11 protein-coding genes are annotated in these 12,895 nt (G+C 44.2%); 8 read left to right on the forward strand and 3 right to left on the reverse strand.

The window, feature by feature from the left end; all coding sequences use genetic code 11:
• Nucleotides 1-1,342: polyribonucleotide nucleotidyltransferase (locus tag PX481_RS17565; RefSeq protein ID WP_288095231.1), on the forward strand; the 1,342-nt coding region annotated here is incomplete at its 5' end.
• Between the two features lie 135 nt (nt 1,343-1,477).
• Here PX481_RS17565 and rpsN read toward each other — a convergent pair.
• Nucleotides 1,478-1,780 carry a 30S ribosomal protein S14 gene (gene rpsN / locus PX481_RS17570; protein WP_002740009.1) on the reverse strand — a complete coding sequence of 101 codons (303 nt, stop codon included), beginning with the start codon at nt 1,778-1,780 and terminating at the stop codon, nt 1,478-1,480.
• 120 nt (nt 1,781-1,900) lie between these two features.
• Between rpsN and PX481_RS17575 the strand changes: the two genes are divergently transcribed.
• A complete protein-coding gene (locus PX481_RS17575; protein WP_002759617.1) occupies nt 1,901-2,440 on the forward strand; it encodes an NUDIX hydrolase in 540 nt (179 codons plus the stop codon).
• Here the strand turns inward: PX481_RS17575 and PX481_RS17580 are convergent.
• Nucleotides 2,433-2,615, reverse strand: coding sequence for a hypothetical protein (locus PX481_RS17580; protein ID WP_002759616.1), 183 nt, complete (start codon nt 2,613-2,615; stop codon nt 2,433-2,435). The two genes, PX481_RS17575 and PX481_RS17580, sit on opposite strands and share 8 nt — an antisense overlap.
• Nucleotides 2,616-2,801: 186 nt before the next feature.
• Here PX481_RS17580 and PX481_RS17585 point away from each other — a divergent pair, with 186 nt between their 5' ends.
• Nucleotides 2,802-5,027 (forward strand): glycosyltransferase, encoded by a 2,226-nt coding sequence (locus PX481_RS17585; RefSeq protein ID WP_002759615.1) that lies wholly within the window; start codon nt 2,802-2,804, stop codon nt 5,025-5,027.
• A gap of 474 nt (nt 5,028-5,501) precedes the next feature.
• Nucleotides 5,502-6,938, forward strand: a complete 1,437-nt coding sequence (locus tag PX481_RS17590) for a DUF7305 domain-containing protein (RefSeq protein ID WP_002759614.1) — start codon at nt 5,502-5,504, stop codon at nt 6,936-6,938.
• A gap of 6 nt (nt 6,939-6,944) precedes the next feature.
• Here PX481_RS17590 and PX481_RS17595 read toward each other — a convergent pair whose 3' ends face one another.
• A complete protein-coding gene (locus PX481_RS17595) occupies nt 6,945-7,691 on the reverse strand; it encodes a DUF4079 domain-containing protein (protein WP_002759613.1) in 747 nt (248 codons plus the stop codon).
• Nucleotides 7,692-7,832: 141 nt separating this feature from the next.
• On the opposite strand from PX481_RS17595, the gene PX481_RS17600 reads away from it, so the two are divergent.
• The 4 genes from PX481_RS17600 (at nt 7,833) to PX481_RS17615 (ending at nt 12,627) form a co-directional block, all read left to right on the forward strand.
• Nucleotides 7,833-7,970 carry a hypothetical protein gene (locus PX481_RS17600; RefSeq protein ID WP_196219830.1) on the forward strand — a complete coding sequence of 46 codons (138 nt, stop codon included), beginning with the start codon at nt 7,833-7,835 and terminating at the stop codon, nt 7,968-7,970.
• A 58-nt stretch (nt 7,971-8,028) separates the two neighbouring features.
• Nucleotides 8,029-9,519, forward strand: a complete 1,491-nt coding sequence (locus PX481_RS17605; protein ID WP_002759611.1) for a UDP-N-acetylmuramoyl-L-alanyl-D-glutamate--2,6-diaminopimelate ligase — start codon at nt 8,029-8,031, stop codon at nt 9,517-9,519.
• Between the two features lie 141 nt (nt 9,520-9,660).
• Nucleotides 9,661-10,884 carry an RNA-guided endonuclease InsQ/TnpB family protein gene (locus PX481_RS17610; protein ID WP_002759610.1) on the forward strand — a complete coding sequence of 408 codons (1,224 nt, stop codon included), beginning with the start codon at nt 9,661-9,663 and terminating at the stop codon, nt 10,882-10,884.
• Between the two features lie 156 nt (nt 10,885-11,040).
• Nucleotides 11,041-12,627, forward strand: coding sequence for a serine/threonine-protein kinase (locus PX481_RS17615; protein WP_002759608.1), 1,587 nt, complete (start codon nt 11,041-11,043; stop codon nt 12,625-12,627).
• The last annotated feature ends 268 nt before the right edge of the window (nt 12,628-12,895 follow it).

Consider the following 12,895-nt stretch of genomic DNA (forward strand, 5'->3'; position numbering starts at 1 on the left):
GGCGATCGAAAATCGGATCAAGGAAACTATAACCGCTCTCCCCGATGAAGATCCCTTAAAAGCTCCAACGCTGGAAGAACCCAAGTTAATCGGTAATCTCTTCAAGGATCTGACCAAAAAACTGATGCGCGCCCAAATTATTGAGGATGGGGTGCGGGTTGATGGTCGCCAACTGGACGAAGTACGCCCGATTTCTTGCCGGGTGGGAGTTTTACCCCGCCGGGTTCACGGTAGCGGCCTGTTTAATCGCGGTTTAACCCAGGTGCTTTCGATCGCCACCCTGGGCACCCCCGGTGATGCTCAGGATTTGGGCGACGATCTCCATCCCGAAGATGAAAAACGCTATCTTCATCACTACAATTTTCCACCCTTTTCCGTCGGTGAAACCCGTCCCATGCGTTCTCCCGGCCGTCGAGAAATCGGTCACGGTGCTTTAGCGGAAAGGGCGATCGTACCTGTCCTTCCCCCACAGGAGGAATTTCCCTATGTGCTGCGGGTAGTGTCGGAAGTCCTCTCTTCTAATGGTTCCACCTCCATGGGTTCCGTGTGCGGTTCCACCCTGGCGCTGATGGATGCCGGTGTTCCCCTGAAAAAACCCGTTAGCGGTGCGGCCATGGGTTTAATTAAAGAAGGGGAAGAAGTGCGGATTTTGACCGATATCCAGGGTATCGAGGATTTTCTGGGAGATATGGACTTTAAGGTGGCTGGCACTGATTCCGGCATCACCGCTCTCCAGATGGATATGAAAATCCCCGGTTTAAGCATGGAAGTGGTGGCCAACGCGATCAAACAAGCTTTACCGGCCCGCAAACATATCCTCGAGAAGATGTTAGCGACCCTAGAAAAACCGCGCACGGAATTATCTCCCCACGCACCCCGGTTATTGACGATCAAGATCGATCCAGATCTGATCGGGTTAGTAATCGGGCCGGGTGGTAAGACGGTTAAAGGGATTACTGAACAGACTGGCACGAAAATCGATATCGATGACGATGGTACTGTCACCATTTCCTCCACCGATGGGGAACAGGCCGAAAAAGCTAAACGACTGATCTACAATATGACCCGCAAACTCAATGAGGGTGAGGTTTATCTCGGTCGCGTGACTCGCATTATCCAAATCGGCGCTTTTGTGGAAGTTTTGCCAGGAAAAGAGGGAATGATCCATATTTCCCAATTGGCCGAGGGACGTGTCGGCAAGGTCGAGGATGAAGTGGCCGTGGGGGATGAGGTGTTAGTCAAGGTACGGGAGATCGATAGTAAAGGTCGTCTCAATCTCACCCGTCTCGGTATTCATCCCGATGAGGCCGCCGCTGCCCGTAAGGCTGCTACTGTAGTCTAGGTGAATTTTTTGTTCATGGTTAACTCTCGATCGCTCGATCGAGGGTTTTTTTATCGCTAAAATTGCCTAAAAACGGCAATAGAGACGCAAAAACCACGCCTCTATCACGGTATTTTCCCTAGATATTGTTTCTGACTACCAGCTAGACTTGACCACACCGGGTAAAAGACCTTGGTGGGCCCATTCCCGTAAAACGTTGCGGGATAAACCAAAATCGCGATAGTATCCTCTCGGTCTGCCGGTCGTTAAACAACGGTTGCGGTGACGACTGGGAGCGCTATTGCGGGGTAATTCCTGTAATTTTTGGTGAATTGCCAGTTTTTCTTCAAAATCCTCGGCGGTGCGGAATTGTTCTTTTAGTTCCGCTCTTTTAGCTTCGTATTTTTGTCTGAGACGAGCGCGTTTTTTCTCGCGTTCTACCATCGATTTTTTTGCCATGGGGTTTCTCGAAAAAGATTTAACCTGTAAAGACAGCATTTCCCATTATAACCTGAAACACCGGTGACAAAAGCAACATTTCTTGATATTAATTCTTAAAGTCCTAGTTGAAAATTTTCTATGTCTGAACCGCCTCAATTTCTCCAACAACGTCTTTTTTATCAAGGTCGCGTCTTTCAATTTGAAGTCTCGAAACTGCGTTTACCTAACGGTGTCGAGGGAGAATGGGAATGTGTCCGTCATCCGGGGGGTGCTTTAGCAGTTCCAATCACCAAGGAAGGTCAATTGGTTTTAGTACGTCAGTATCGATTTAGTTTGCAAGCTCGAATTCTGGAATTTCCCGCCGGAACGATTGATGAAGGAGAAGACCCTGCTACGACGGTAAAACGAGAATTAGAGGAAGAAGCGGGCTATCGGGCGCACAATTGGCAATCTTTGGGTAAATTTGCCCTGGCACCCGGTTATTCCGATGAATACATCTATGCTTTTCTAGCCCAGGATCTGGAAAAATTAAGCTTGCCCCCCGCTCAAGATGTCGATGAAGATCTAGAAGTGGTTTTGATGAGTTTTGAGGAAATGGAATCGGCGATCGCACGGGGAGAATCGATCGATGCTAAAACTATTACTAGCTTCTATCTGGCCCGTTTAGCCCTTAATTAATCTTTTCAATCACCGCTTGTCCTAGTTGAATCAACTCAAAACCGATAAAAAGGCTTAAAATCACGGTGACAGCCTGATTAAGCAGGGGTATATTGCCTTTGCCTAGAGCAGAAGCGACGAATTTGACCACAACTAAAACGAGAGCGCTAACAACGGCGATTTTGACGGCTATCATAGATTAATTTTTCCTCACGGTTAACCGAAGTATACTATTTCTACACTTTTTCTTGCCAGTTTCATCTTCGGCTTGATACAAAATGTAGCATTTTGGTGGAGAGCGCTCCTGTCATTGCCAAAAATGCACAGGTTTTTGTTAAGAATTGTAAAATGTAGTTAGATTTATTTACTCAGAAGGGGATTTATGTCTAACCAAGAATCGATTTTTCCGTTCCCTCAAAAACCAGCATATTACTCCGTATTCAAGTCGATTTTAGCGATAATATCAGTTATTTTAATTATGTTAGCAGTGATCGGCGGGCTAATGATGGTCAGTTTATCATTATGTTGGCCAGAACACAATATTGATCGATTAATACTTGGCTTAGTAGAAGATTTTTTTAATCCATTTGCTTGGATTAAAGTTCCCACGGTTGCTCATAGCTATCAATTATTATTACCCACGGTTATCCTGCTAATTTTTACGCAGTTAATCATTTTCTTGTCTCCGCGTCCGCAAGTTTGGTCAAGATTAGTCATTATTTCTATCACTCTCGCTATCACCCTGCGCTATCTACTCTGGAGGATTCTGGAAACCTTAAATCTTTCCACCCCTCTCAATGGCTTTTTTAGTTTACTGCTTTTAGGCATTGAGATGATAGTTTTAAGTGGTAGCATAATTCAGTTAGTTTTAGTCTTAACCACGAAAGATAGAAGCCAAGAAGCTGATTTTTATAGCCAAGCAGTGATCAATAAACAGTATTTGCCCACGGTAGATATTCTGATTCCCACCTATAATGAGCCAGCCTTTATCTTAAAAAGAACTATTATCGGTTGTCAAGCCCTTAATTATCCTCATAAAAATATTTATATTCTCGATGATACCCAGAGGTCAGAAATTTATGAATTAGCAGAAAAATTAAATTGTAATTATCTGACTCGTGAGGATAAAAAAAATGCTAAAGCAGGCAATTTAAACCATGCTCTCAGACAAACTCAAGGGGAATTAGTGGTAGTTTTTGACGCAGATTTTATCCCTTGTCGGAATTTTCTAGAAAGAACTGTTGGCTGGTTTCAAAACCAAAAAATTGCCTTAGTGCAAACGCCTCAAAGCTTTTATAATGCCGATCCTATCGCCTATAACTTAGGTTTAGAAAATATCGTTACTCCCGACGAAGAATTATTTTATCGTCATATCGAACCAGCTAAAGATGGGGTGGGTAGTCCTGTCTGTGCTGGTACTTCTTTTATTGTCAGAAGAAAGGCCTTAGAAGAAGTGGGCTACTTTAATATAGAATCTATTAGTGAAGACTATTTCACTGGGATTGCTATCTCTGCCAAAGGTTATGAAGTTATTTACTTAAATGAAAAACTCAGCGCTGGTTTATCTGCCGAAAGTTTATCAGCTTATTTACGGCAAAGATTGCGCTGGGCAAGGGGAACTTTACAGGCCTTTTTTATCAAAGCTAATCCCCTAAAAATTGCGGGACTAACTCTACCACAAAGATTGGCACACTTAGAAGGAATATTATCTTGGTTTTCTCCCTTAGCTCGTTTATTTTCTCTCCTTATTCCTCTCCTTTATACCTTTGGTTATATCGTACCTTTGAACATTACCATCCATGAGACAATCTATATATTTTTACCCTACATGATGCTGCAGTTAGCCACTTATCACTGGTTAAATTCTCGCTCGCGCTCCATTATTTTTTCTGAGGTACTATCGATGATTATTTGTGTACCTACATCCCTAACAGTTCTCCATGTTCTTTGGAAACCCTTTGACAAAGGATTTCAGGTGACACCGAAGGGAATTGCTCGTAAAAATTATCAATATAATTGGCGTTTATCCTACCCATTACTGTTTTTTCTCACCATTACCTTAATTAGTATTTTCTTTAATTTACGCCATCACAATTATCAAGCAAGTCCCCTAAATTTTGGCTTGATTTTGGCTATATATAACGTGGTTATTATCATGACTGCTTTAGTGGCTTTATTGGAAGCTCCCCTCACCCTAGAAACTCAATACCAATTGCTAGAATATCCTGTTAACTTGATAACAGAATCGGATATAATTATGCAGGGCAATCTGAAAAAACTTTCAGAAATAGGAGCAGAAATTCACCTGAGGGAACCCATCTACTCAGAAAAATTACTCCTAGATATTTTAGGCGAAGATTTGCGCCTATCGTCTCATCTAGTCAATCTAGAAAAACGAGGAAAAATCTGGCAAGCAACCCTTAAATTCCAGCCACTTACCCTATCAGACCAGAGAAAACTAATTACTTTTTTATTCTGTCGTCCCCAGCGCTGGCCAGTGAAAAATACGGCAGGAGAATTACAATCCCTTTGGTTGTTAATTATCAGCTTTTTTCGGGGTATAGGCTTAATTTGTCGGGCATTTTTGCATCGAAAAACAGCCCTTTAGTTACGTCAAAAATCGAAAATACTTAAGTAGCTGGTTATAGTTAAATTTAAAATGGATTTTAGGTTCGATCCCCCCTTAGTCCCCCCTTGATAAGGGTGGTGCCGATCCCCCCTGCCCCGCTTGATAAGGGGGGTGCCGATCCCCCCTTAGTCCCCCCTTGATAAGGGGGGTGTCTGATAATTTTTAACGCCTACCTACTTATCGAAAAATTACTGGCTGATTATCCTATCAACTGGCTTTTGTCTGTGATTTTACTCACATGGCTATTCCTGTATTATCACAGTTGTCACTTGAGCAAAACTTGATCAGTAGTTAGGTGTTAAAAACTGTCAGATACCCCGCTTAATAAGGGGGGAGCTGCACCCCCTTATCAAGGGGGGCAGGGGGGATCGAACCCAAAATCCATCTTCAATTTAATTATAACCAGCTATTTATTATTATAATAGAAGTAACCATTCTTAGATGAACTGGCTTATGAACAATCGTTTATGTCTTCACCTGATGGCTAATAAGGAAAAAGGGTTTGCCTTGCCTCTTGCCGTGTTAATTGGACTTATCCTGATGGTGACAGGAATGACTATGATCATGCGCGCCCAAGGGGACCAATCGAAAGTAATTGCCCAAAAAGCCCGGGCTGATAGTTTAACAAGTTCCGAAGTGGGGCTGGCTCGCGTGCAGGATCTACTCAATAGTGTTCGAGTTATGGCGACGGTTGATAGGAATTGTACTTCCGGCGATTGTTGGCAGAACGCCAGATATGATGTGGATACTGATCCCACCGATTTACAAAAACATTTAAAAAAATTAGTCGACGCCGCCCCCTCCTGTAGTAATCCCAACGATGCTGTTACCTTGAAGAAAAAAATCAATGAATTAAGAGATTTGAGCGCAGATAAATGGGTTGATCTCGGTAATAATAGTTATTATCGCGTGGTTGAATACAATTATCGTATTGATACTGGCATGGGAGTTCTCACCCTCGAAGGACTTTCCCGCAAAAGTGCCGCAACAGACATAACTAACATTACTATCGATAGAGATAGTGACGATAATGCCGCCTCCCGTAACCGCGTGGTGGTAACTATCCCTATTCTTGATGCCCCTCACCACGCATTTAACCGCACCACGGTCCCAGCTTTATGGATAAGTGAGGGAACGGTGGAAGGTGATGCTATATTTCAAGGGGATGTGGTGGAGAAGGTGGAAAGCCCAGAATGTAATATTAACCAAACTAAGATTCAACAGCCCACACCCGCACTCAATCCCCCCTACACGGCACAATTTGTCGGTGTGTTTTTCCCCAATTTACCGGAGACTCCCACCGGTATTCCAAGCCTAGGAGACCTTACCAGTTCTGAAACTTTTCCCAGAACGGGAGACACAGCATCTCCCAGCGGAGTGTACGAGTATATCTTTGATGATATCGACTTGGATGATGGCGAGAAGATTACCATTACTGCGGGGGACCGGGTAGTTTTCTATGTTAAAGGTAACATTAACGGTGCGATCGAACACGATTGTGGTAGTGTGACTGGCTGTAAACCGGGCAATCTACAGATTTATGCCGATAATGGATTAGGTTCCGCCAATCCGCAAATTTGTCTGAAAGGAAACCAAACACTACAAGCGTTTATCTTTGCTCCTGACTATTCCCTCGGTAAAACCGATAATGGTACTTTTATCGGTGCTGCCTGGGGTAAAAATTGGGGCCAAATTTCAGGCTGTCTCTCAAGTAGCGGTGCTGTAGCTGTTACCCAAGGGGTAGAATGGACTGAATTAATCTATGACCTGAAACCCCAATTTCCCCGACTTGGTCAGATTGCCAATTGGTGTGAGGAACCCATCGATACCCTTCCGGGTGAATCTATGTGTGATTATTTCCCGACTGCTTCACCCTCTCCCAGTCCCTAAAAAAGTTTAACTTATCGGGTTGGTGGGGGGGGTTGAGGATTTCGGTTCAGGACAGGTTTTATTGGCGAAATCACAGCGATAAATTGCCGGTTTTTGCCAACTGAGGGGAATTTCCAGCAAATCCCTGGAACCGGTCATGGCTTGTCCCAGAAAGAGAGCCAGAGCAATACAATTGAGAATTGTATGGGCGATGCGCCAACGATGGGAACGGTCTTTATAGATATCTTCGACAATGGCCAGAGAGAAAATCATCAGTAATGATGCCGCCATGCCGATATAGTAGTGGGACCAGTACCATTGGGCCGAGAGTCGCCAGACCCCATCCTGAGCACCGATAATAATTAAACCCATGCCAGTCAAGGTGGCAAAAATTCCGCGCCAGAGGCCTTGTCTAGCGCGGTAGAGACAGACCAAAGAGGCAATGGTGACAAAAAACATCAAAATCACAAAAAAGACCTGAAAGGAGTCTAATTTTCCCTCTTTTTGTTGATCGACAAAACCATTAAACCCGTAAACGACCGAGTAAGCTAGTGCTAACAGGTTAACCCCTACCACTGTACCCGTTAACCAGCGGCCTAAGCGTAGATGTTCTGGCCCGACCACTGGGGGAATTTTACTTTTATTTCCCGCATTGGTTTCTAAGCGACGTTGACGGGTTTGCCAAGCAAAGTTAACTACGAGGCCGATAATAGGGAAAACGACCACTATCCCTAGGACAGGATGAATGAGAGCCAGAAAATCGACGAATTGCATATAAATATCCCGAAAATAGTCAGCAGAAAATCGTCAATAGTTGACAAGCTATAGCCTTGTTTTTTTTAGCTTATCGCAGATATCAGGAGCCGGTCGGCAAAAGGCAAAAGGCAGGAGATAGGGTGATAGGGTGATAGGGTGATGAGACAGCTTCCCCACTACCCCACTACCCCACTACCCCACTACCCCACTACCCCACTTCCCCACTTCCCCACTACCCCACTACCCCACTTCCCCACACCCCACTTCCCCACACCCCCACTTCCCATTTCGGACTAGGAACCTCTTCGATGATCGGCTAATCTAAAAGCAGCAATCCTTAGATTCAATCCTGACTATGAAACTACAAGAACTTTTAACAACTATCCCTCTGGTTTCCCCGATTTCTTCTCCTATCGCTTCTATTACCGAGATTACAGGAATTTCTACTAATTCCCATGCTTGTCAACCGGGAGATTTATTTATCGGTTTACCCGGTACTCGCGTCGATGGGGGCGAATTTTGGCGTTCCGCTTTGGAAACCGGGGCCGTAGCGGCGATTATCTCCCCGGCAGCCGCAGCTAAATTTCCCCCCCCGGAGGATGCTTCGGTAATGGTTGTGGCAGATTTAGTTACTGCCGCTGCTGCGATCGCTGCTAAATTCTATCATTATCCGGCCCTTACCCTAAAATTAATCGGTGTGACGGGAACCAACGGCAAAACCACCACCACCCATTTAATTGAATATTTTCTCAGCCAAGCAGAGATTCCCACCGCTTTATTCGGGACTCTTTACACCCGTTGGCAAGGATTCCAAGAAACCGCTAATCATACCACCCCTTTCGCTAACGAGTTACAAGCCAGTTTAGCCAAAGCGGTGAGCGCCGGCAATGAAATCGCCGTCATGGAAGTTAGTTCCCATGCACTGGCCCAGGGACGGGTACAGGGTTGTACTTTTCCCGTGACGGTGTTTACCAATCTCACCAGAGACCATCTCGATTATCACCTCGATATGGAGGATTATTTTGCCGCTAAAGCTAAATTATTTAGTCCCGATTATCTGCAAGGTAAGGCGATTATTAACCTTGATGATGAATATGGTCAACGTTTAGCGGCCTCCCTGTCTCCCCAACAGGTTTTAACCTATAGTGTGTCCGATGCTCGTGCCGATTTTTATACTAAAGATTTACACTATCAACCCACGGGAGTTCAAGGGGTGATGGTGACTCCCCAAGGAGAAATAGCCTTTGCTTCTCCTCTGGTGGGTCAATATAATCTAGCTAACCTCTTAGCGGCGGTGGCGGCAGTGTTAGAATGTGGTGTAGATTTAGGGACAGTAATCGCTCAAATTCCCCAGTTTTCAGGAGTACCGGGGCGGATGGAACGGGTTAGCACCGCTCACGACCAAGATATCAGCGTCATTGTTGATTATGCCCATACTCCCGACAGTTTAGAGAATGTTTTAAAAGCAACACGTCCCTTTATTTCTGGTCGGATGATTTGTGTTTTTGGTTGTGGCGGCGATCGAGATCGGACAAAACGACCGTTAATGGGTAAAATAGCCGCAGAATTAGCAGATTTAGCCATAGTTACCTCCGATAATCCCCGCACAGAGTCTCCCGAACGAATCCTTCAGGATATCGTCGCTGGCATTCCCCCAGAAATTACCGTGCAGGTAATTAGCGATCGCGCTTTGGCCATTGACACCGCTATTCAAGCAGCGCAACCGGGAGACGGAGTAATTATTGCCGGTAAAGGTCACGAAGATTATCAAATTTTGGGGACGGAAAAAATCCCTTTCGATGACCGCGAACAGGCCCGGGCCGCTTTGATAAAAGTGAAAAAGTGATGAGGGATGATTAATTGTCAAGAAAAGCTAACATTAGTTGACCGAAAATTTGGGTACAAGCCCCGCCCTCCGCTTAAATATGTATTGTCAACTTAAGGAATTTTGTGTTAAGATGTTGATACTCGATCGAGCAATGTCAAAATGTTTGTACTAGAATACAAGGTTAAGCCAAAACCTAATCAGATAGAAGCCATTAATGAGGCAATACGGACAACCCAATTTGTTCGGAATAAAGTCCTGCGTTATTGGATGGATAATCAGGGTGTTGGCAAAACAGAGTTATTTCGATACAACACAGCATTAAGGAAAGAGTTTAAATTTGTTGATGATTTAAACTCCCATGCTTGCCAGACTGCCGTAGAAAGAACCTTGCGGGCAATTACTCGGTTTTACGATAATTGCCAAAATAAAGTTAAAGGAAAGAAAAACTACCCTAAGTTTAAAAAACATTCCCGTTCTGTTGAGTATAAAGTATCTGGATGGAAGCTATCAAAAGATAAACGCCATATTACCTTTACAGACAAAAAAGGTATTGGCACTCTTAAACTGATTGGCTCTAGAGATATTAATTACTATCAACCAGACCAGATTAAACGGGTAAGAATCCTTAATCGTGCCGATGGTTACTATGTGCAGTTCTGCATTAAATTAGACCCCAGAGACACGGTTAAGCCTTTAACACCTTCCCAGAAAGCCACTGGGATTGATGTGGGATTAAAGTTTTTCTTAGTAGATAGCGAAGGCCATCAAATTGATTGTCCGAACTACTATCGAAAAGCTGAAAAACAACTAAACCGATTAAATAAAAAAAAGTCAAAGAAATACCGTAAGGGTAAAAAACAATCTCGTAATTATCACAAAGCTAGAAAGCGATATGCTCGGAAACATTTAAGAGTAAGTAGGCAACGAGAAGAGTTTGTCAAGAGTGTGGCACTCCGTTTAGTTAAGTCTAACGACTTAATCGCCTATGAAAACTTGAATATCAAAGGCATGGTCAAGAATCGTCATTTAGCGAAGTCGATAACCGATGCAGGATGGTCTGTTTTTAGGCAATGGCTAGAGTATTTTGGGGACAAATACGGCAAGTTAACTATAGCTGTCTCACCTCATAATACGTCTCAAAATTGTTCTAATTGTGGACAAAAAGTCCAAAAGTCGCTATCTACTCGAACCCATGTTTGTCCTCATTGTGGATATACAGATTGTCGAGACAGAAACGCCGCTTTAAACATCTTGCAAAAGGGATTAAGTAGCGTGGGGCGCACGCAAACTTTAAACGCTTCGGGAGAGATTCCCTCTTGGTTGGTTGGAGAAATCCTGCTTGCTAACGGAGACTCAATGAACGAAGAATCCCCGTCTTTTTAGAGCGGGGAGCGTCAAACAAAAAAGGCGTTACAGGCGCTTTGATTGTCTGAGGCCTCTGGCTTTAGACTTTGGGAGATACCCCCCTTGAGGAGAATCTCTTAAAGTGCATTGTTAAGGTGTGTTAGTAAAAAAGTATCGGTCAATTGGTGATTCTAGATGACCTACTGCCTTAATCCCAACTGTACTCAACCGAAAAACGCCCCGACAGCGTTAATCTGCGAGAGTTGCGGTTCAAAACTTCTTCTGCACGACCGCTATCAAACCCTACGCATTTTGGGGAAAGGTGGGTTTGGGGCAACTTTTGTTTCATCGGATCTGTCCCTACCAGATAAGCCCCTCTGTGTGGTCAAACAACTGCAACCTCCCCCTCAAGATGCTAATGTTTTTCGCATGGCGAGGGAACTTTTTGATCGAGAAGCGGCCACCTTGGCAAAACTGGGAGTTCATCCGCAGATTCCCCGATTATTGGACTATTTTGAAGATAATCAACAGTTTTATCTAGTTCAAGAATACGTTAAAGGTCATAACCTGCACCAAGAGGTCAAAAAACGCGGACCGTTTAGCGAAGCGGGAGTCAAACAGTTTTTAAGTGAACTCTTGCCGATTTTGAAATATGTCCACGAGCAAAAGGTAATTCATCGGGATATCAAACCCGCTAACCTAGTTCGTCGGCAAACAGACCGAAAATTGGTTCTGATTGACTTCGGGGCTGTCAAAAATCCAGTTAATAGCGTCATGGCCAATGCCGATTCTCAAACCGCTTTCACTAATTTTGCCGTGGGTACCCAAGGTTTTGCCCCCCCCGAACAGATGGCCATGCGTCCCGTTTACGCTAGTGATATCTACGCGGTGGGAGCTACCTGTCTCTATCTACTCACGGGCAAATCTCCTAAAGCGATCGAAGTTGATATTAATACAGGTGAATTACTCTGGGAAAAATTAGTCAAGGTGAGTCCCCAGTTTGCTAAAGTCCTGAAAAAAATGCTGGAAGTCTCTGTCCGTCATCGCTACAAATCCGCCCAAGAGGTAATGGATGCTTTAGACATGACGGCTTATGCCGATAGTCTAGCCCAAAGTTTAATCGCCGCTCCAATGGTTACTTCCCAGCCCCCCCGACAAGATTCAGGTTCGATAGCCACTTCCTCCGTTTCTGTCCCTCTCAAGTCTAAATTTCGTCCCAAAAATAAAAATCCAGAGGCCTCTCCAGATAATATGCTGGGGGGACAGATGGCTTTTTCACTGTCTAATACAAATGTATTGACTAAAAGTCAAGCCCGCAGCAGCACAGAGCTAACCTTACTGAAGAAAAAACCCCGCTTAGATGAAAAAGCGATTCTCGATGCTTACAATAACGGCCGGCGCAATTTCGCCCAAGAGGAATTACCAAATCTCAATCTGGCCAAAGCCAAACTTTTGGGCGTCAATTTCTGTCAATCCAAATTAACAGGAGCTAATTTACAAGGGGCAAATCTGTCCAATGCGGATCTGGGCCGGGCTAATCTCAGTCAAGCTATTCTCAAAAGTACCAATTTAAATAATGCCTATCTCGGTTATGCAGACCTAGAAAAGGCCGATTTACGCGGGGCTAATCTCACCGGCGCCCATCTTCGCTACGCTAATCTCAAAGATGCTAATCTTTGCGGGGCTAATCTCTCTGATGCCCAAGTAACTCAAGAACAAATCGCCCTGGCAAAAACCAATTGGTTAACAGTTATGCCCAATGGTAAACGCAGTTACTGGTAATCTTTCTTCAGTGATCAGTCAACAGTAATAGGAAACTTCTATTTAGGGTTTGCTGAAATAAATCTAAAAACCTTGTTGGGTAAAACTTTTAGACTTTTTGTCAATCAAAAAGTCCAGGACTGGGAGTGATCAGGGGGAAAATTCAGGTACTTTTTCCCTGAAAATTAGGTAGTTGACCACCTGAAAATCGATAAAACCCCACACCCCACACCCCACACCCCACACCCCACACCCTGCCACCACCGAAAAACTTTTTCAGCAAGCCCTA

It is taken from the genome of Microcystis sp. M53603_WE2, assembly GCF_030065435.1.

What these genes read in the sequence shown, in the direction of transcription:
- rpsN (WP_002740009.1), bottom strand. Translation starts at nt 1,780, where the DNA reads ATGGCAAAAAAATCGATGGTAGAACGCGAGAAAAAACGCGCTCGTCTC.
- PX481_RS17575 (WP_002759617.1), top strand. Translation starts at nt 1,901, where the DNA reads ATGTCTGAACCGCCTCAATTTCTCCAACAACGTCTTTTTTATCAAGGT.
- PX481_RS17580 (WP_002759616.1), bottom strand. Translation starts at nt 2,615, where the DNA reads ATGATAGCCGTCAAAATCGCCGTTGTTAGCGCTCTCGTTTTAGTTGTG.
- PX481_RS17585 (WP_002759615.1), top strand. Translation starts at nt 2,802, where the DNA reads ATGTCTAACCAAGAATCGATTTTTCCGTTCCCTCAAAAACCAGCATAT.
- PX481_RS17590 (WP_002759614.1), top strand. Translation starts at nt 5,502, where the DNA reads ATGAACAATCGTTTATGTCTTCACCTGATGGCTAATAAGGAAAAAGGG.
- PX481_RS17595 (WP_002759613.1), bottom strand. Translation starts at nt 7,691, where the DNA reads ATGCAATTCGTCGATTTTCTGGCTCTCATTCATCCTGTCCTAGGGATA.
- PX481_RS17600 (WP_196219830.1), top strand. Translation starts at nt 7,833, where the DNA reads ATGAGACAGCTTCCCCACTACCCCACTACCCCACTACCCCACTACCCC.
- PX481_RS17605 (WP_002759611.1), top strand. Translation starts at nt 8,029, where the DNA reads ATGAAACTACAAGAACTTTTAACAACTATCCCTCTGGTTTCCCCGATT.
- PX481_RS17610 (WP_002759610.1), top strand. Translation starts at nt 9,661, where the DNA reads ATGTTTGTACTAGAATACAAGGTTAAGCCAAAACCTAATCAGATAGAA.
- PX481_RS17615 (WP_002759608.1), top strand. Translation starts at nt 11,041, where the DNA reads ATGACCTACTGCCTTAATCCCAACTGTACTCAACCGAAAAACGCCCCG.